The organism is Brevibacillus sp. BC25, from assembly GCF_000282075.1.
In the GTDB taxonomy this organism is placed as follows: domain Bacteria; phylum Bacillota; class Bacilli; order Brevibacillales; family Brevibacillaceae; genus Brevibacillus.
Window position 1 is genome coordinate 17,532 of record NZ_AKIX01000124.1, and the last position, 20,790, is coordinate 38,321.

General features: G+C 45.6%; 11 protein-coding genes. 10 read left to right on the forward strand and 1 reads right to left on the reverse strand.

Annotated elements, in window-relative coordinates:
* Positions 1-631 precede the first annotated feature (631 nt).
* The 4 genes from brnQ to PMI05_RS27025 all read left to right on the forward strand — a co-directional run bounded on the left by brnQ (position 632) and on the right by PMI05_RS27025 (position 7,079).
* Positions 632-1,978, forward strand: coding sequence for a branched-chain amino acid transport system II carrier protein (gene brnQ, locus PMI05_RS27010; protein ID WP_007728803.1), 1,347 nt, complete (start codon positions 632-634; stop codon positions 1,976-1,978).
* A 210-nt stretch (positions 1,979-2,188) separates the two neighbouring features.
* Complete coding sequence (locus tag PMI05_RS27015) at positions 2,189-2,836, forward strand: 2OG-Fe(II) oxygenase (protein WP_039961479.1); 648 nt, start codon at positions 2,189-2,191, stop codon at positions 2,834-2,836.
* A gap of 170 nt (positions 2,837-3,006) precedes the next feature.
* Positions 3,007-4,596 carry a sensor domain-containing diguanylate cyclase gene (locus tag PMI05_RS27020; protein ID WP_007728806.1) on the forward strand — a complete coding sequence of 530 codons (1,590 nt, stop codon included), beginning with the start codon at positions 3,007-3,009 and terminating at the stop codon, positions 4,594-4,596.
* 161 nt (positions 4,597-4,757) lie between these two features.
* Entirely contained in the window at positions 4,758-7,079 is a 2,322-nt protein-coding gene (locus PMI05_RS27025) for a DPP IV N-terminal domain-containing protein (protein WP_007728808.1), read from the forward strand.
* A gap of 94 nt (positions 7,080-7,173) precedes the next feature.
* Here the strand turns inward: PMI05_RS27025 and PMI05_RS27030 are convergent, their stop codons facing one another.
* The gene (locus PMI05_RS27030) at positions 7,174-8,247 is read right to left on the reverse strand and encodes an RDD family protein (protein WP_007728812.1); all 1,074 of its coding nucleotides are present in this window, start codon (positions 8,245-8,247) and stop codon (positions 7,174-7,176) included.
* Between the two features lie 136 nt (positions 8,248-8,383).
* Here PMI05_RS27030 and PMI05_RS27035 point away from each other — a divergent pair, with 136 nt between their 5' ends.
* From PMI05_RS27035 to PMI05_RS27060, 6 genes are all read left to right on the forward strand, one after another.
* The gene (locus PMI05_RS27035) at positions 8,384-9,502 is read left to right on the forward strand and encodes a hypothetical protein (RefSeq protein WP_007728814.1); all 1,119 of its coding nucleotides are present in this window, start codon (positions 8,384-8,386) and stop codon (positions 9,500-9,502) included.
* A 240-nt stretch (positions 9,503-9,742) separates the two neighbouring features.
* Positions 9,743-12,310: a LuxR C-terminal-related transcriptional regulator gene (locus PMI05_RS27040; RefSeq protein ID WP_007728816.1), complete on the forward strand. Its 2,568-nt coding sequence runs from the start codon at positions 9,743-9,745 to the stop codon at positions 12,308-12,310.
* 221 nt (positions 12,311-12,531) lie between these two features.
* The gene (locus tag PMI05_RS27045) at positions 12,532-13,212 is read left to right on the forward strand and encodes a response regulator transcription factor (RefSeq protein ID WP_007728818.1); all 681 of its coding nucleotides are present in this window, start codon (positions 12,532-12,534) and stop codon (positions 13,210-13,212) included.
* On the forward strand, positions 13,209-14,993 hold the full coding sequence (locus tag PMI05_RS27050) for a HAMP domain-containing sensor histidine kinase (protein ID WP_007728819.1): 1,785 nt from the start codon (positions 13,209-13,211) through the stop codon (positions 14,991-14,993). Before PMI05_RS27045 ends, PMI05_RS27050 begins: the two co-directional genes overlap by 4 nt.
* Positions 14,974-15,498 carry a hypothetical protein gene (locus PMI05_RS27055; protein ID WP_007728821.1) on the forward strand — a complete coding sequence of 175 codons (525 nt, stop codon included), beginning with the start codon at positions 14,974-14,976 and terminating at the stop codon, positions 15,496-15,498. The genes PMI05_RS27050 and PMI05_RS27055 overlap by 20 nt, the downstream gene beginning before the upstream one ends.
* A gap of 284 nt (positions 15,499-15,782) precedes the next feature.
* Entirely contained in the window at positions 15,783-20,741 is a 4,959-nt protein-coding gene (locus tag PMI05_RS27060; protein ID WP_007728822.1) for an Ig-like domain-containing protein, read from the forward strand.
* Positions 20,742-20,790: the final 49 nt, after the last annotated feature.

Here is a 20,790-nt window from a genome sequence, read left to right on the forward strand (position 1 = left end):
ACCTTTTTCATGGGCAATCCCGTCCTTTCCAAGTTTTATATACGGAGATAACGCATGCTTTTTTGATTCTCTTACAAGCACACATCAACAACTACACGCCATTTCAGTGCTTTCATTTCTTGCACTTGTTTGTTCTTGTTTACTGCTACCTTTACGACTTTTTTCATGAGGTTGCACCTCCTTCCCAAAGAAATAGAATTACATGTGCCTTCTCTCAACAAAAGGCTTAATTGTAATTATAAGGAAAATTGACAATTGATTTCAAGTTAAGAAAAATAAATATTTTCTGAAATATATAAATTTGACTGATGGCGGGTTGAATCTCCCTCTTCCAAGAAATACATAAATGATAGGTGGTTTCCAGGGAAGGTACTTCCTGCTGCGACACTGGGGGTGCTTGTAGTAAACTGTATCAGGGATGTAAGCTTGATTTTCGGAAACTTGGAGTATCTGAGCTCATAGTGATTGGAGTGTCGAGCTCCTTCATATTTGGAAGAGAAAGAAGATTCATGTGTTTGAAAAGAATGTTTATTTGGAGTATAGTATCAGAATGTATAAATGAGGGTTGGGTAAGCAACCATCTGAATGAACATTTATGAATGAGAGATAGAGAACAATTAGGAGGATTGTTGTGTCACAGAAAGCGCCAGTTTCTTTTGTAGTTACGATAGGATTCATGTTATTTGCTTTGTTTTTTGGAGCGGGTAATTTAATTTTTCCGCCAATGCTTGGCCAATTAGCAGGAACAAATGTATGGATAGCCAATGCAGGCTTTTTGGTTACAGGGGTTGGGTTACCTTTGCTAGCGATCACAGCCTTTGTTTATTCGGGAAAAGACGACTTGCGCTCCTTAGCCAGTCGGGTGCATCCTGTATTCGGAATGTTATTCACGATTGTTCTTTATTTAGCAATCGGTCCGTTTTTTGCGATACCTAGATCCGGCAATGTATCGTTTGATATTGGGGTAAAGCCTTTCCTATCAGAACAAGCAGGTTCGGCACCGCTGATTCTATTTACCATCCTGTTTTTCGCAATTGCCTGCTTCTTATCGCTCAATCCTATGAAAATTATCCATGTAGTCGGAAAAATCTTAACTCCAATTAAATTAACGTTTATCGGAATTATTGTAGTAACGGCTATTATTTATCCAATTGGATCCCTTCAAGCCCCGCAAGCAGATTACACATCCCATGTATTTTTCAAGGGTTTTCAAGAAGGGTATTTAACATTGGATGCGCTTGTAGCTTTTGTTTTTGGAATGATCATCGTGAATGCGATTAAGGAAAAAGGAGTTACTGCCAAAAAACAAGTTTTGGCTGCGTGCGCAAAAGCAACAATGATAGCCGGTTTACTTCTCGCTCTTTTTTATACCGCACTTTCCTTTATGGGTGCATCTAGTGTAGAAAAGTTGGGCCACTTAGAAAATGGAGCGGAAGTTTTGGCGAAAGTTTCGAATTACTACTTTGGTTCTTATGGTGGCATTTTATTGGGATTAATGATTACAGTGGCATGTTTGACTACAAGTGTAGGGCTTATTACAGCCTGCTCTTCTTTTTTTCATTCATTGTTTCCGAAGATCTCTTACAAAAAATTCGCGGTTATTTTGTCTGTTTTCAGTACTCTCGTTGCTAATATTGGATTAACGCAACTCATTAAGGTTTCCGTTCCGATCTTAATGACCATGTACCCGATTGCCATCTCGCTACTCTTCTTGACGTTTCTGCACAAAGCATTCAATGGAAGGCCAGAAGTGTATCAAGGAAGTTTACTTTTCACTTTTCTGATTAGTCTGTTTGATGGCTTAAAGGCTGCTGGAGTCGAAAACAGTGTTGTCCAACATTATTTTACTCAGTACCTTCCGCTGTATGATGTAGGTTTGGGCTGGCTGCTGCCTTCTCTTATAGGGGGGATATGCGGATACATGATTAGTGTATTCCGGAAGAATACGTACCACGTTCAAAAACAAAAAGAGGCATGAAAATAACTTTTCACATAGACACATGTCACTTAGAAGATGCTTTACAAACCCGTCTCTTACCATATAGGAGACGGGTTTATTTCATAAGCCAATTAGCATCAAGTAACAGTTAAAAATATTTTTATTTTTCTAAAATTTATTGATTGAAATTACACATTTTATGGTATTCTATTTTTTGCGATGGAAGTCATATATATGGGGTGCATAATAATGATAGAGCACACGACAGAGAAAGAACGGACAATATTTGATCATACTGGGAATAGGATCAAGACAGCAGATCGAGAGATTCGAATTCTTGCTAAGTATGAGGAACCACTGGTTGTCGTGTTAGGAAATGTGCTTAGCGATAGTGAATGCGATGAGCTAATCGAACATTCCAGAGAAAGATTGCAACGCTCAAAAATAGGCGAAGATGGTTCAGTCAATTCTATTCGGACGAGCAGCGGGGTGTTCTGCGAGCAGACGGAGACGATTACAAGAATCGAGAAGCGAATCTCTCAAATCATGAACATTCCTATTGAGCACGGTGATGGCTTGCAAGTTCTACGATATACCCCTGGCCAAGAATATAAACCCCATTATGATTTCTTTGCAGAAACGAGTCGAGCAAGTACGAACAATCGTATTAGTACGCTCGTGATGTATTTGAATGATGTGGAGCAAGGCGGAGAAACGGTGTTCCCTTTGCTTCATTTATCTGTTTTCCCTACGAAAGGCATGGCTGTCTACTTTGAATATTTTTATAGCAATCAAGAATTAAACGATTTCACTTTGCATGCAGGGACACAAGTGATCCATGGGGAAAAGTGGGTTGCAACGATGTGGATGAGAAGACAAAGCTTTCGGGTCTCCTAGATAATGATGTACTACGCGAAACTACCACCTGACAAAGGTGGCTTTTTTATGTCCACAAGCCAAAAGTCGGCTACTTGAACTTCCTTATATACTTGAAATGAATATTATCAAGTGTTAGACTATTTTTTATTTATTGATTATCTCTCATGCTAAATACAAGGGGGCATTCGATGCCTGTCTTACAAAAAAAAGCAAACCACTCGAAAAAGATTAGCCTGGTGGCACTATTAACAGGACTAGTCTCTTTATCCGTTGTTCTGACTGTTACGATTCTTCTTATCTCATTCTATCAATCCAAAAAACAGGCACTGATTCACACGACGTTGACCTTAAATCACACAAGTGCACTCAAAATGAGTCACACCATAGACGCTTTGATAAAATCCATGCGGAGTAGCTTACAGTATTCGGCGAGCATCTTTTCCAATAGGAACGAGATGTATGCAGATGAGGTATATTCAAAGCTTGAATTGATCCGCCGTACAAACAACTATTTTAATTCGGTTACCGTGATAGATGAAACCGGGCTGGTTCGAAGTGTGTCTCCCGGATATATTGGTACCGTAGGAAGCTATATTAAAACGGAAACAGCGAAATCGGCATTGGCTTTAAAAAAGCCATACATTTCTAAGCCTTACGTAACTGCAAACACCAAGCGACTCATCGTACTGATGAGCGAGCCCATATTTGATAAGGACGGGCTCTACCGGGGGTTTATCGGGGGAACGATTTATCTTCATGAAGATAACATATTGAATGCGATCTTAGGGAGTAATCCAACAGACGAACTAGGTTCATCTTTCTACATCGTAGGATCTGATGGTCATTTGTTGTTCCATCGTGATACAAGTCGGATCGGAGAGGATATCAGTGCGAATCCAGCTGTGCGAAAGCTGATTCAAGGGAAAAGTGGCTATGAACAAATCGTCAACTTGAGAGGGCAGACGGTATTAGCCGCTTACGTGAAGGTTCCTGAAAATGACTGGGGTGTCGTTGTCGTTTCGCCTATCAGTGTTGTTTATGAACAAGTAAATCGTGATATTCAATGCGTTTTGTTGTATACGTTGCCTCCCTTTTTATTATTAATGCTAGTTGTGATTGGGCTCGCGCGCAAAGTAGCAAGGCCTTTCGTATCCCTGGCCGATCTTGTGAGCAAGGCGGGTAGAGAAGAGGTTGAGTTCTCGGAAGGTAAACAGCATTGGAATCGAGAGGCTGAGCTGTTAACGCGAGCCATTCGCTTTACATTAAACGATATCAAAAAACAGACAGATCAGTTGGCTCATGATGCTCGAACAGACCCTTTGACAGGGCTAACGAACCGAAGAACGCTCGAGGAAACCATGGAAAAATGGATGATGGAGCAAATCCCCTTTTCTCTTATTATGATGGACCTTGATCGATTTAAGTCCATTAATGACACGTATGGTCATCAGTCTGGAGATGAGGTGTTGAAACATTTTGCGAAAATGATTTCTTCATCACTTCGGCCAGAAGATGTGAGCAGTCGCTTTGGCGGTGAGGAATTTGTTGTCCTTGTTTCCCATGCTGGCTTGGAGGAGGCCTATCAGGTGGCCGAACGAATACGCCATACCTTAGAAACAAGTACAAATCCAATCGGGCAGCCGCTGACCGTGTCACAAGGCATTGCGCACTATCCTTCCCACGCTGTTTCGGCTGAAGATCTGATGCATGTAGCTGACGAGGCCATGTACAAGGCGAAGAGATCGGGTAGGAACCAAACAATGATAGCGGAGAAGTGAAGAAAAAAGATTTACTCCTCGGGTGCTAAAAAAGTAAATTCGGAGATATATTATCGCGGAATTTACATATGCATCTAACAAATGGATAATTAAGGAAATTTCATGTTTGAAAATGTGAAGCACATGATTCTTGCATCTCACTTTGAAAGAGGGGGATTCAGATGGAGAATGTTGTCACATGGGAACAGTATGAGAGGGCACAACGCTTGCATCCCGCCAATTATTACGACGCAGTATTCAATGCTTTTGTCAGGCCAAATTGGATCAGCGGGAATCAGTTCTGGTACATCCGTGAACTCCGTTTGGAAAAGGGTACTGGCAGGCAATATGTGATCGTGGATGCTGAGCAGAATACGAGTCAGCCAGCATTCGATCACGCGCGATTAGCCGTCTGTTTGTCAAGAAGGGCAGGAGAAACGTATAGCGCAGAAACATTGCCACTTGGGGAACTTTTGTTTACCGAGAATGGATCGTCATTCCAGTTTGAGGTGGGCGGTACTGTTTGGAACTGTGATTTACAGGAATACAGCTGCAAGCCAATAGATAAAGTTGAGAAGCCGTCGATGGATGAACTGCCGTCTCCAGATGGAAAATGGGTGGCGTTCGTATATGATCACAACTTGTATGTTCGGTCACTCGAAACCGGAAAGCGTATCAGGCTGACCCGCGACGGCAAGGCTTACTATGATTACGGAACCCAACCCGAATGTCGACTCTCGACGGTGGCGGAGCGATTGGCAAACATGAAGCTCCCTCCAGTGGCCATTTGGTCCCCTGATTCCAAGATGCTGTTGACCCATCGGCTTGACCAAAGAAAGGTGCGCAATTTGCATCTGATTCAATCAGTTCCGAAAGGCGAAGAAGTAAGACCGGTACTGCACTCGTACCGTTATCCACTGGTTGGCGATCCACACGTACCGTTGGCAGAGCTGGTCGTCTGTGATTTGGAAAGGCGAACCACAGTCCAGATTGAAAGCGAGCCTTTACTGGCCTGTCCAGTCTCACCCCTCACTCCGGGGATGCAAATGGCCGGATGGTCAGCCGACAGTAAACAGGTTTATTTCGCCCGGATGTCCCGGGATGCCCGCTCTGTCGATTTTTCCGTAGCTGATCCTTGCTCTGGTGAGGTTTGCACGCTACTGCGGGAAGAAAGCGATACGTTTTTGAACCAAGACCTGCATAATCTCGGAGCAGCTAATCCGAATATTCGGTTATTGGGCGATGGTTCGTTCATTTGGCACTCAGAGCGCGATGGGTGGAGCCACCTCTACCATTGCGATGGCAATACGGGGGAAATTCGCAATGCGATCACATCGGGTTCCTGGACGGTACGAAGATTGATGGCAGTGGACGAGCAGCAGGGATGGGTGTATATCACTGGAGGGGGGCTAGAAGAGGGGCGCGATCCTTATTATCAACACCTGTATCGTGTTCGCCTGGATGGAACGGATCTGTCGTTGCTGACGCCAGAAGATGCAGAGCATGATGTTGTGTTTTCTCCCACTATGAAGTATTTCGTCGATACGTTTTCACGAGTTGATTTGCCGGCTGTTTCTGTTTTGCGCTCGGTAGATGGCACCCTGATTCGCGAATTGGAGCACGCTGATGTGGAAATGCTGCTCGAGATGGGGTACCAATTTCCAGAAAGGATTACCGTCAAAGCACGAGACGGTGTGACCGATCTTTATGGGGTGATGCTGCGTCCATTCCCGTTTGATCCTTCACGCAAGTATCCGGTCGTAGATTACATTTACGGGGGACCTCAGATCATCAATACGCCGAAAGCTTTCGCGCTCGATCCCGGTCGAAGCCATGACCCGCTGGGTGGTGGACAATCATTGGCGCAGTTGGGTTTTATCGTATTGATCCTAGATGGAATGGGGACACCTTATCGTTCCAAAGGGTTCCATGATATCTCAAACGGAAAATTGGAGGAAGCAGGAGGTTTGCTTGACCATGTGACAGCGGTAAGGCAATTGGCTGAACGCTACCCATATGTGGATGTTGATCGAGTAGGCATTTGGGGTTCGTCAGGGGGAGGCTACGCTTCGACAAGGGCCATGCTCTCATTTCCTGAGTTTTACAAGGCTGCGGTTTCCGCGTGTGGGAATCATGATCAACGACTGTATATAGCAGCATGGGCAGAACGCTATCAAGGTCTGTATGATCCGGACTTGTACAGGGAACAAGACAATGCACGTCTGGCAGCCAATCTGACAGGAAAGCTCTTACTGGTGAGCGGAGATATGGATGAAAATGTGCATCCTTCCCAAACGATTCGAATGGCGGATGCGCTGATTAAAGCGGACAAAGATTTTGACATGCTACTTTTGCCCAACCGACATCACGGCTTTTCTTTGGAACCGTACTTTATCCGCAGAAAATGGGATTATTTTGTACGACACTTGATGAGAACAGAACCTCCGTGGGGAAATCAAATAGCCAACAAAAAGGCCAGTGATAAAGAGCCGATAGAGAAATAGCGTTTGAGTGGAAAGAAAACGGAGAAGTGCGAAGAGGAGCCCTAAGAAGAGCTCCTCTTTTCATTTTTTATTGAAACCACGGAGAAGGCAGTCGCTATTTTACCTCGCGAAAACTTGCACTGACCTTTTGCAGCTCTTGCTTGAGGGACTCAAATCTTTTTTCTTCTGTCCAAGCCATGATTTGATGAAAATGTGTAGGCGTTTCGACCAATGTCACAATATAAGCGACCTTAATGCCGTCTACTTCGCCTTTGGCATTGAATTGGATAGCCACCTGGTTGTCGACTACAGTACGAATCTGTTTATCAACGGATACATTTTCTACACCCTCTTGAAGATTTGCTTCAATGACTTGGGCATAATCTTGAAGCGTGAATGAACTGTCTAGATCCTGTTTCGATTCTGACAGTACCAATACATACTTTTCGCTAAAACGATTGGAGATTTGTAAATCAGCTTCATCGTGGAGGGCTGAATCCTTGCCCCAATCCGAAGGCGCTGTAATTTGAAACTTTTTATCCCTGCTATAGAAAATTTCTTCGGTAGGCGTTCTTGATGCGAGATCGACTATCCCAAAAATCATACCAATGATGGATAAAACAGCTACGATGGAGAAGACAACAGCGAGTACGGTTGTTTGCTTTTTGCTGACGTTGTTCAGATCCTTCACTTTAACGACGTATGTATTCGCTGCTAGATCGCCTAACCGTTGTCTTTTGTCAGAAGCCAACACACTGATACCGGCTGGCAACCCGCCTAGTAGAAATACATTTGCTTCGAATAGACGAATGAGGGAGCGAATAAATGATTTCCATAACCCTGGTGGTCGTCCTTCCGCATTGACAGCAATGATGCGGAACGTAAATTTTCCGATCGTATATCCGGTAAGTCCTTCTAACAGTACATAATAAGAACATAGGATAATTGCGGCTAGGATGAAGAAGTAGAGACCGTTGGCGTCTTTATCAATGGAAACCCCGAGTGAGAGCAATCCGATTAGAAAACAAGCGAGAAGAATATGATCAAGAACATGGGCTCCCCATCTCGTGAAAAAAATCGTTGCCCTGTCGTACGATTTCGATAAATCTCCTATGTTTTTTGGTGGCTCTTGCTGGGCAAGAGGAGAAAAGTCTGTCGGTTCCAATGGTGATGGCGGTTGTTGCTCCAATATTGTACACCTCCTGAAAAATGTAAACATATTACATTTAACCACTTTGAAAATTGTATTGTCAATTGTAGACGATTAGAATGGAAAAAGATGAGTAAGGCGCTGCCGTCCCATTCCGGGGAGAGGAGAATCGCATATGGAAATCCACCAAATACCCGAGCAATTGCCACTGATCAAACATTCCAAAGACCGCTGGGGCTCTTTTGCTTATAGCAAGTGTAAGGATGCATACAGTTATGACGAGAACGGGCTGAAAAGATACGCGCTGATCGTTCAGCTTCAATACGATCAGACTGTGACAGAAGCAGACAAGGAGTTCCTGCACTATTTGATGAGCCAAGAGATTGAGATGCATAAGTCCCATCCGTATCAGGGATTACATGAATCCATGGATATCGTGGCTTATTTGTTGGCGAAGTTTAAGGATGTTAACCATATCCCACTGTTTGAGCAGGCAAAATTAAGCAATTTCGATACATACTATGGCTTTGACACCGAGTATATCATTTCGGCGGGGATTGAAGAGGCGATCACGTATATCGAAGAGAACGATCTGTACCGGTTCAGCTCTTTCTTTCAGGATAAGAAAGAGGAGCTGGAAACGATGTATACGGCTGAACATATGGAGCGATGGTTTCAATCCAAGGCTAGGAATTACCCTGCCAATCGCGAGGATGAGTCCTTGATTACGTTAATGGACAGAGCAAGCGATTTCGGTAACATGGCAGAAGCCAGGAAATTACTGGGGAAGCTAGAAGAGCAACTGGGCTCTGACAAAAAGAATTATTCTCTGCTGTATCATCAGGCAAAACAATTGGAAGAGTACGACAAGGCACTTCACTATCTCACACAGGATCTCCCGGAACAGGAAGATTCGTTTGACAAAGTATTCCTTTGGCTAAAAATGGCCGAAATTCATTTGCTCAAGCAGGACTGGGTTCAGGCTTTTGCCAGCGTTAAACAGTGCGAGCCAGAGCTCAAACTCTTTTCCTCCTGGAGGAGTGCCGGTTTGGGCAGAAGCTTGAGCGAGACTTTGTTGGATATCAGCTTGAAGGCAAAGGACAGCGACGAGTCTTTGGCTAGAGAAGCGTACCGCTGGGCCGACCAGATGTTAAAATCGACAAACAACTACAGCAGTAATGTTTTGAGAAAGGCTCACCAGTGTGCCAAGGTGCTGCAACTCAAACAGGATAAAAGGCTGTACAGTAAAAAAGTCGCAATAGAAGCCAGACGAATCAACAGAATGCTTAGATGACTCAAAGTAAACCCGACATCTGTAATGGTCGGGTTTTTCTCTGTTTGGAAGCAACGTTCATAAAAAAAATATCCACTCAGGGATCACTTTGCTGTATCTTTAATCTGAGCAATATTTCCTATCTTTATATAGACTCTTTTTCCTCGTTAGCCAACCTCATTGCGCTTCAGGTCATCGATAGCAAGGCTACTTTCCATGTTTCCTTCATGAATGTCATTTAACTCTAGGCAGGAGATGCGTATGGATTTATTAACGTACAGTCCACTTATCGCAACCAAGCTTCATGTTCCGAAGTATGGTTCGGACTTGTTACTTCGACATCAGATATTGAAAGAAATCGATGACGCGGGCGCTGCAAGATTGATTCTCGTGTGCGCGCCAGCCGGTTTCGGTAAAACAACAGCAGTCAGTCAATGGACACAAAATTCTGGCAAACCGACCGGTTGGATCTCTCTGGATGAATCAGATAACGATCCCGTGCGCTTTTGGCGATATTTTGCTAGGGCAATTGATATGGCTCAGGAAGACTTGGGCAAAGAATCTTCCTCGGTGCTCCACCCACAGTACACGGCCTCTGCTGAGCAGTTGATGTCCGTGTTACTCGAAGAAATTGCGGGGTTTGAACGTGATTTTTATCTGGTATTGGACGATTACCATCTCATTAAGGAACCTTCCATTCATGAAGGACTGCAGACACTGATCCAGCATGCTTCCTTCTATATGCATGTCGTCCTGATTACGCGGGAGGAACCTCCTTTTGCCCTTCACCGTCTACGCGTTCGGAAACAGTTGAAGCAACTGGGCTCAGACACTCTTCGGTTCAATGAGGAGGAGTGTCGACGCTTATTCCATGAGCAACTTGGTCTGAGTCTGTCAGAACAAGATATTGGCTCGCTAAGTAAACGAACGGAGGGATGGGTTGCTGGTTTGCAGTTAGCGGCCTTATCCATGCATGGAAAGCCTGAAGCGTCTAAGGTCATTCATCAATTTTCCGGTAACGATAAGTATGTCGGAGAATATTTGACGGAAGAAGTATTGAAACGACTTCCAGAAAAGGTGCAGATGTTTTTGTTGAAAACGTCCATACTGCCGCGTCTGACAGGAGATCTATGCGCAGCGGTTACCGGAGAGCCAGACGCTCACGACATCCTTCGCATGCTCGAGAGAACGAATTCATTTGTCATCGCGCTGGATGGCATAAATGAGTGGTATCGTTATCACCATTTGTTCGCAGAACTTCTGCTTTCCCATGTAAGGAAAACATATAACGAATTGCTTCCTGCCCTACATATCTCTGCAAGCTGTTGGTTTGAAAGTCACGGGTGGATAATGGAGGCGACTGAGCATGCGTTTCTCGGAAAAGATTGGACCCGGGCGAGCCGTTTGATCGTCGCACATGCGCCGTGGATGTTGAAACAGTACGAAAATATAACACTGCGCAGATGGATGAAATACTTTGAGAAGTCCTGGTTAGAATGCAACCCCGAGCTGTGCATTGCTTTTGCTTGGCTGCATGCTGTGTCCAACGAAATTGATCAGGCGGAAATCCTCCTTCAATTGGCTGACGAAGCAACACGGATCAATCATGGGAGCTTTGACGACTGTCGAGTAGAAATGTGTGTGCTCCGGGGATATATAGAAGTAATGCGGGGAAATGTAGACCTTTCCCTCAAATATATGGAAGAATCAGTTCAAATGAAGCCAAAATTCAGCCGCTACTTCATCGTCGGCATAGAGCTGAATTCGGATGAGCCGTACGTGCTGCGTAGTCGTGTGGCCTTGAGCGGGTATTTGTCCAACGTGAATGAATATTATCCAAAACTAAGGGCGATCTGGAAGCACAGTGGTCTTGGTATATTAGCCTACGGTTCCATCGTGATGGCTGAGCTCTATTATGAGAAAAATGATTTTGAGCAGTTAAAATATTTCGTACCACGAGCTATCCAGTTAGGTACCATCTCCTTGAATTTTGGCGTATTGGTCCCCGTGTATTTGACTTTGGCCCGATGGAGAAAAGCAGAGGACCGTAACGACGAGATGTGGCTGGCCATGGAGGAAATCACATCGCTATGCCGCCAGCATGATGCGCCTCCCCATTGGATGTCTTTTGTAGAAACATTCCGCGTCCGATTATGGATCGAAGAAAATCGACGGGAAGAAATAGAAAATTGGGCCGAGCCCTATACGAAAATGAATGTCGATATTGTCGCTTCCCGACATGAATTTGAGCGCATGACGTTGGCCCGGGCATACATCTATTTAAAAAACGACAGTGCAGCCATCATGCTACTAACCAGCTTAAAGCACGAGGCGGAAATAAAGGATCGGCTCGGGAGTCGGATTGAAGCCTTTCTTCTGCTCAGCCGAGCTTACATGATCCAAAAACAGCAGCATGAAGCGATGGAGTGTATGCGCATGGCGGTGACGTTAGCCGCGCCAGAAGGCTATGTACGCACTTTTTTGGATGAAGGCCCTGGCGTTGCCAAAATGCTCTATTCGCTCTATAAAAGCAAAAACGTATCCAAGCAAGAGATGGCTTATCTTTCGATGCTGCTCAAAAGTGTGGAGAAGGAATTTCCTACACTTGATATTCAAATCCGGGTATCCCCTGCATTGGAAAAATTGACGGAAAGAGAGTCGGAAGTGCTAGCGCTGATCGGTGAAGGGTTATCCAACTCAGATATTGCGGACAAGCTGCATCTCACACTGGGGACGGTAAAAGGGCATGTGCACCAAATTTTTAGCAAGCTCCAGGTAAAAAATCGGGCACAAGCAATCGTCAGATTAAGAGAAAGTGAGATTGACTAACGAAAGCAAAACGAGCCTCTAGAATCGATTCTAAGGCTCGTTTTGCATGTTTTCAGTTTTCGGGTGTTTGTTTTCTTTGCAAATCCATCTCATGTACACACAACGGTCACATCAGCCATTTATACTCATCTTGTAAAAACAAGGTTGGCGGTCATAGGAATGGTCTCGATAAACTGGTAATCTATGCAGTAAATGCACAACCACGAGTAAGGAGTGCGGAAATGAAACGGAAAGTGTTACTCGTAGAGGACGACGAGCTCATACGCGAATTTGTATCGGATTATTTTAAAAAAGAAGCTTGGGAAGTGTACGAAGCGCATCACGGTAAAATGGCGATGGAGCTTTTCGCTCTGCACCCTGTCGATTTAGTTGTGCTAGATATTATGATGCCCGAGATGGATGGCTGGTCCGTGTGCAGAAAAATCCGCCAACAATCCGACATTCCTATCATGATCATTACAGCAAGAGTAGACGATGATGACCAGTTGATGGGTTTCGAGCTTGGCGCGGACGAATATGTCACCAAACCGTTTAGCCCAAAAGTATTAGTGGCCCGTGCCAAAGCTCTGATGAAAAGGGCAGAGGGGAGCATCGGGAGGGGAGATGATATCGCTCAGTTTGGAGCATTGACGGTAAACAAACGAGCTCACACCGTTACGATTGCAGGCGTCCCGATTTCATTGACACCAAAAGAGTATGAGCTGCTTCTGTTCTTCATCAAGCATGAAGGGACGGTCTTGTCCCGGGATAGCATATTGAATGGGGTTTGGGGAATGGACTACTTTGGCGACCATCGCACCGTTGATACCCACGTGAAAAAACTACGCGCCAAGCTGGATACAGAGCAGCATCTGATCCAGACGATGATCCGTTTTGGATATAAGTTTGAGGCAAAACGATGAAACGCCTTCGACTGAACGTTGTGACAAAATTATTTGCTGCCACTTTTATTTTTGTCTTTTTGCTCTACGCTTTGATATTGATAGGGGAAAAGTTTTTCTTTGAACGCTTTTATTTAAATGCGAAAGTAAGCGAGCTCTCGCAAGCAATGGCATCTTTCCCAGATGAGTACGCCAAACTCCCTCCCGACAAGCACAAGCTGGATAAGCTGGTGGGTACATTGATGAATCGCACAGATGCTAGCATCGCGATCGTAGATGAGCAGCTCAGGCAATTGAATCTCGACCCCTATTTTCTAGAAATTAAAGTAGCAAATAAAAATCAAGTGATTACCTTGCCGCTAAAAGAAATGAAAAGCACCGATCTCCCTGAAGGACTCCATGTTGGAGACACGATTACCATCGACGGAATCTATATGGATGAGAACGATACGATCATGAAGCCGATACGGATTGCAAGGCAAAGTCCATCCACAAATGTGTCCGAAAATGGACTAACCCGGATTACGGCTGTTATTTCTGAACTCATGCTGCCTAGTCAGCAGCGGGCACATAACCCTTTTTATCAGGATTCTCTCGTAGCGGATCAAATCGGACCATGGCTGACGCAGCAATACGACGAGATTACACAGATGAAAAGCGGATCATTCATCCAGCGGAAGTGGACTGATCCGTGGAGTGGTGTAAACTATGCCATCGTGATTCATCGGTTCTCCGATCAGGGTGGGGCGAATTACATGCTGGCGGTGACTACGTTGCAACCAGTGAGCGATGCGGTAAGTATGCTGACCAGCTATTCCCTATACGCGACGCCAGTCATCCTCGTCATCTTACTGCTGCTGTCCTTTGTCTTTTCGAAGATCATCACGAAACCATTAGTTACGCTGAGTCATTCCGCTTCACGCATGGCTAATCTGGACTTCACAGAACTTGCTTCGATTCATTCTCAGGATGAATTCGGTGAGCTCTCTCGCCATCTGAATACGTTAGCTGGCAAGCTGGATCAGACATTAAAAGACCTGACGAGTGCCAACGTCACTCTTCGCGAGGATCTAGAGCATAAGGGAAAAATGGAGCAGCTTCGCAAAGAATTGATTGCAAACATCTCTCATGAACTCAAGACCCCGCTTGGCATTGTGAAGGGCTTTGCGGAAGGGTTAAAAGATGATGTCGCACATGAAAAGCGTGAGCGATACATGGACGTCATTTTAAGCGAAGTCGACAAGATGAACGAGCTCATTATGGATATGCTGGAGTTGTCCAAATTCGAAGCCAAAGCCATTTTGCTTCGTAGACAATCGTTTCCCGTATCGGAAATCATAGATCGTGTAGCCGCTTCCTTTCAACTACAGCTGGCAAACAAGCAGGTACGACTATGGCTCGCCTTACCTGAAGAAATCAACGTATGGGCAGATCCAAGACGTATCGAGCAAGTGATCGTGAATTTGCTCGGCAATGCAGTCCGGCACGCCAATCCATCAAGTGAGATTCGGATTACGGGGGCCCGTGAGCGGGAGTGCATCCGGTTTCGAATCGAAAATGAAGGAGCGCACATCCCAGACGATCAACTAACGCGGATATGGGAGCAATTTTATCGAGTAGATAGCTCTCGCTGGCGGAAATCTGGCGGCACGGGTCTCGGATTGGCGATCTGTAAACATATCCTCGATCTGCATGGCAGTGATTATGGTGCGGAAAATACCGTGAATGGAGTCGCTTTTTCCTTCACATTGGTTGAAAATGAAAACAAAGGTGGAAATGACAATGAATCTGAAAAAGAATAATATGAAAAGCTTACTGGCTGTATTGGTCCTCTCACTCGTTACTAGTGCTTGTGGCACACCGCTTCCTTCAGAATCGACTGGTCAAGTGTCGCCGCAAGTTCCTCAGGAAAACAAAGAAAACAAGGAGAAACCAGAGAACGTTGCAAAAGACGTGGCCGCAGAACAGCAGGAAAAAGAAATTCTCGTCGTGGTCGACCAGGAACCGAAACCCATCGAGGGGAATAGCTTCGATTTCTTTATCGAACAGCGACCTGCCGGCTATTCGTTAGCTAGCATGCAGTGGAAGTCAGAGAAAACTGACATTGTAAACACGATAGAGCAAGCGATCAAAAACGACACAGAAGGTATCCCTGGTGGGAATGGCTTTTACATCAGTGGCAATGGACAGTTCACTGGTTTCTTTTATAAGGATGAGTTGAAGGGGGAAAAGGGGAAATTGATCTTGGTCTTTAAAAATGAGCAAGGCAATGAAAAGACATGGGAGAAGGAGCTAACCCTTAAATAACGCACGATCAATTGGAACCTCATTTTTGGGGTTCTTTTTATTTTGTTTGGCACATGTTGAGATTTTTTGCTTCGCCGCGCAGCATCCCCATATATCAAGCTTCTCCCTTTACGGTGGGGCTTTTTATTGGGAAGAAAAACAATTACGAAAAGACATAACTTTAGTTAGTATTTTTTGCAAAAGACTGTTGTTACCATATTTTTGTTTCACTAGATGTTTTGTTGGGAGAGTGTGTCGATAGTAGGGGGAGTTCAAATGAAGAAGGAAGGAGGACAGTGTTATTGATGAAAAGAATGATTGCTCGTTTGTTGGTATTTACTTTGTTGTTTGCAATTGTCCAACCTGTGTTTATTCAAGAAAAAGCGAACGCAGCTGATCTTACAGATGTGATTAGAGTAGAGGCGGACAAGTTCGTGGATGCGTCTGGTGCCTATCCAGATGGATTGCAGTATGAATTGATTCCGAACGCGTTGATTGTCGGCTATGCGCGAGACTCTGGTGGGGATTATGGGGCTGCGAATGCTGCTCTACGTTTTGACCTGAGCGGCGTGAAAAGTGAGAAGAAAATTGAGTCCGCCAAACTGAGAATTTATGTGCATAAGGTAGAATCAACAGGCGGAGATATGCCCTTTATTGATTTATGGGGCTCGCTTGATGACAGCTGGAACGATGATGCTACGGTGACGCTACCTATGCATCATGAAAGAATCATAGCAAATGAGATGCTTCCTAGTAATTTCACAGGGTGGAAATCGTTTGATGTAACCAGCTTTGTCAAGAGCAATATTCCAGACAAAAAAGCTACCTTTGTTTTAAGAGGACGACAAATAGCGCCACCTGCTCCCGTTTTGTATCAGCCTCAAATCATTTTTTACGACAAAAGAAATCTTAGCTATGCTTCTCAGCTAGAAATCACTTATGCTGCTAACACTCCACCAACTGATATCCTCTTATCGTCCAATTCAATTCCTGAAAACAATCAAATAGGAGCGGTAGTTGGTACGCTTTCGGCGGTAGATCCTGATCAAGGAGAAACCGTTACGTTCAGCATTCTAAACAATCCGGTGCCATTTACTGTTGAGGGAAATCAACTGAAGGCAACGGAAAAATTTGATTTTGAAACGAAGTCGACTTACTCTGTACCGATCACCGCAACAGACTCGGCTGGCAATTTCTTTACCAAGACGATGACCATCCAGGTGACGGATGTAAATGAACCACCTACGACAGCGACGGTTACCATCAATGGCGGTGCTGCGATTACGAATTCAACAGATGTGACGCTCACTATGACCCATGATGACCCTGACGCGGCCAAGCCCGAGTACCGTTTGACGAATGTGGAAGGTGGTCCTTGGAGCGAATGGAAGTCGTTGGTGACACCTGCTACCTGGACCCTTACGACAAGCGAAGGGACCAAAACGGTCTTCATGGAGCTGCGTGACGGAACAGGAACTGTCCTGCAAGCACAGGATAGCATTGTGCTGGATACGACACCTCCGGCAGGGACCATCGAGATCAATAATGGGAACGTAGCCACTTCATCAGAAAAGGTAGAGCTTACCATTCAGGGTAGTGATGCGAACGGCCCGGTAGAACTGATGGTGTCGAATGATAACAACTTTACAGGCAGTTGGATACCTGTCCCAGCCAACAACAAGCTGGAATGGAACCTGGCTAGTGGAGACGGACAAAAAACAGTCTACGCGAGGTACCGTGATGGTGCAGGGAATCTGTTTACGACATCGGATACCATCGTGTTAGACAAAACGCCACCTGTTGTGACGGGGGTTGCGAATGGCAGCTTCTACACAACAGATGTCACACCTGTCTTCGACGATGGCACAGCAACATTGAATGGTGCTCCTTTTGTCAGCGGCACAAAGGTGAGTGTTGAGGGCAAGTATACGCTGGTAGTGACGGATACAGCGGGGAATACGACTACGGTAACCTTTACCCTGGATAAAACCGCGCCTACTGGTACTCTTGCGATCAATAACGGAGCCACCCATACGAATAACCAAGATGTCACTTTGCAAATCGATGCCACTGACGTTTCCAGCAAGGTGAAAATGAAGCTGTCCAACGATAACATCAGCTGGAGTGCACCAGAAGATGTGGCGACCACCAAGGTTTGGAAGCTAACAAATGGGGATGGACAGAAAACGGTCTATGTACAATTGATCGACGAAGCTGGCAACCCCCATGATTTACAGGCATCGATTACACTCGATACGGTTGCACCTGCTGTCACAGGGGTAGAGAACAACAAGCTGTACAATCAGAGTGTCACGATCAGCTTCAACGAAGGAAAGGCGACCTTGAACGGAAAGACGATAGCTGACGGAGAAATCGTCAATGAGGATGGCGCTTATACGTTGATGGTCACGGATGAAGCGGGCAATACAGCAATGCTTGCATTTTCGATTGATCAAACAAAGCCGTCAGGCAGTCTCAAGATCAATGGTGACGCCAATTATACCAATTCACTTGCAACCACATTACAAATTGCCGTTACCGATTTCAGCAATGATCTAGAGATGCGCTTTTCCCATGATACGAGTGATCCAGCCAATTGGACTTCTTGGGAAGCGCTGACTCCAACAAAGGCGTGGACCTTGCCGACTGGGGACGGAGCCAAGTCGGTTTACATGGAGGTAAAAGACAAAGCAGGGAATATTGCCAGCTTTACCGATGAGATCACACTCGATATGACCAACCCTACGGGTGCTTTTGAGATCAATCAAGGTCAATCGCATACCAACACGAGCAAAGTTACCTTGAGTGTGGACTCGGATGATGCTCATGGTGTGGAAATGCGCTTGTCCAATGACAACTTGACGTGGAGCGAGTGGAAATCGGCACCGACAAAAGGCGACATTCCATGGGATCTGAATAGTGCGAATGGAATCAAAACAGTCTATCTAGAGCTGAGAGATCCGGCTGGAAACCAAATTGCCCTTCAAAAGCTAATCACACTTGATTCTGCTGGACCAGTCGTCTCAGGAGTCGCCCAGGATGGTGTCTATGCGAGCGACGTAACGATTACCTTCAACGAGGGAACAGCCTTGCTGAACGGCAATCCGTTTACGAGCGGTTCTGTCGTCAGTGCGGAAGGATCGTATGAACTAGTCGTAACAGACGAGGCGCAAAATCGCACGACGATTCGTTTCACGCTGGATAAAACACCACCGACTGGAACGCTCAGCATCGATAACGGAGCCGAATTTGCAAAAACAGAAGATGTTACGCTGCAACTCACTGCGTCAGGAAATCCAGACGACATCGAGATGGCAATCTCGAACGCGGATGACAATTCGGGTACGTGGGAGCGATTCACAGCGACAAAAGCATGGAAGCTGGCTGATGGCAGTACAAACGGCACCAAAACGGTCTATGTCAAGCTGCGGGACAAAGCGGGGAACGTCATAAAGCTAAGTGATACGATTGAACTCGATGTGGTGGTGCCAACTGGATCCATCACGATCAATAACGGAGACAATTACACTAAGTCCCGTGATGTTACGCTCGCCATCACAGCGAACGACAGTACGAGCGTTGTACAGATCCGCTTCGCCAATGGTGACAACGACTGGAGTGATTGGGAGGCAGTAACTGCAACCAAAGCATGGCAGTTGAAGTCCGGTGATGGAACCAAGACTGTCGAGATGCAGATCACAGACAGGGCAGGGCACATCACAACCGTTTCCGATACGATCGAGCTGGATGCAGATGCACCAGTTGTTACAGGAGTCGAGGACAAAGGTATTTACAAAGATGACGTGACAATCACATTCAACGAAGGAACCGCGACGTTGAATAGTGCTCCGTTCACAAGTGGCGACCGGGTAACAAGTGAAGGCATGCATGAACTGCTGGTCGTAGATGCTTCCGGAAACGAAACCAAGATCACGTTTACTTTGGATAAGACAGCACCAACGGGAACGTTCGTCATCAACAATGATGATCGTCTAACCAACTCTACCAGCGTGAGACTGCATGTTACTGCCACGGACAATTTGGGAGATGTAGAGATGCGTATCTCCAATGACCAAGGCAAGTGGGGCAGCTGGGAAAAAGTGACGGGAACGGTACCGTGGAACTTGACGTATGGCAATGGCACGAAAAAAGTTCTGATCCAGCTTCGCGACCAGGCAGGAAACACGGTCGAACTGGATGATTCCATTGAGCTATATGTGCCGAATCCGCCAACGGGAGAGCCGGTCACCGGAGTTGAGTTGGAGGAAGAGGAGTTAACGCTGCGTGTTGGCGATACAGAAAGCCTTCGAGCTACTGTAAAACCAGCGAATGCTACCAACAAACGAGTCAAGTGGGAAAGCAGCGACTCTGAGATCGTCGAGGTAGATGAGGAAGGCAAGATCACGGCTGTAGCTCCTGGAACTGCGACGATTACAGTGACGACCGTGGACGGGAACAAAACCGATTCGGTGGAGGTTTCCGTTAAGGAAAGAGCTGCCTTCCAGTTGGAAACAAACGAACCGTCCTTCTGGATTAAGCCAAGAGTAACGACAACCTTACGACTTTATAAGGTAGAGGGCAAAAAACGCAAAGACATCACGAGAGACAAAAATGTTGAATACGACACGGAAAATGGACTAGTTAACGTCAAGCAGGGCCGCATTACGGCAGGCAAAGAAGAGGGAGAAGACATCGTTACCGTTCGCTATATGGGCGAGGAACTGGAGATTCCGGTGACGGTTTCTAAGAAAACTATTCGTTCGTTGACGAGTTCCTTCAAGGATTTGGTGCTGGAGATCGATGAGGAGAAGCAGCTAACGCTGACAGCCGTCTTCAGTGACAAGAACACCGAAGAGGTAACAGAAAAAGCAACTTGGTCCTCTAGCGACGAAGAGGTCATCGAAGTAACAAAAGAGGGTAAAGTGACAGCGTTGGCTGAAGGGAAGGCTGTCATTACTGCGAAATATGGCGGTAAAAAGGTAACCAATCGTGTGCTCGTCGTAGAGGAAAAGAAAGTGAAAGATTTGCGAGTATCGCGCTCTTCCCTGCGCTTGAAGGCAGACAATACTGAAGAGATCGTCCTGTATGCGGTCTATGAAAATAGATACGAGGAGATCGTCACCAAGGATGCTGAATGGACAGTGGAAGATCCTGAGATTGCGACCATAGAAAATGGTGTCGTGACCGCACTGGAATCTGGTAAAACAACCATTACTGTGGAATACGGCGGCGAGACCATTACGATTAACATTACGGTCAGGTAAATGAAAAGAGGCTGTTCGATCTACTGTGGATGGCAGCCTCTTTTCCATT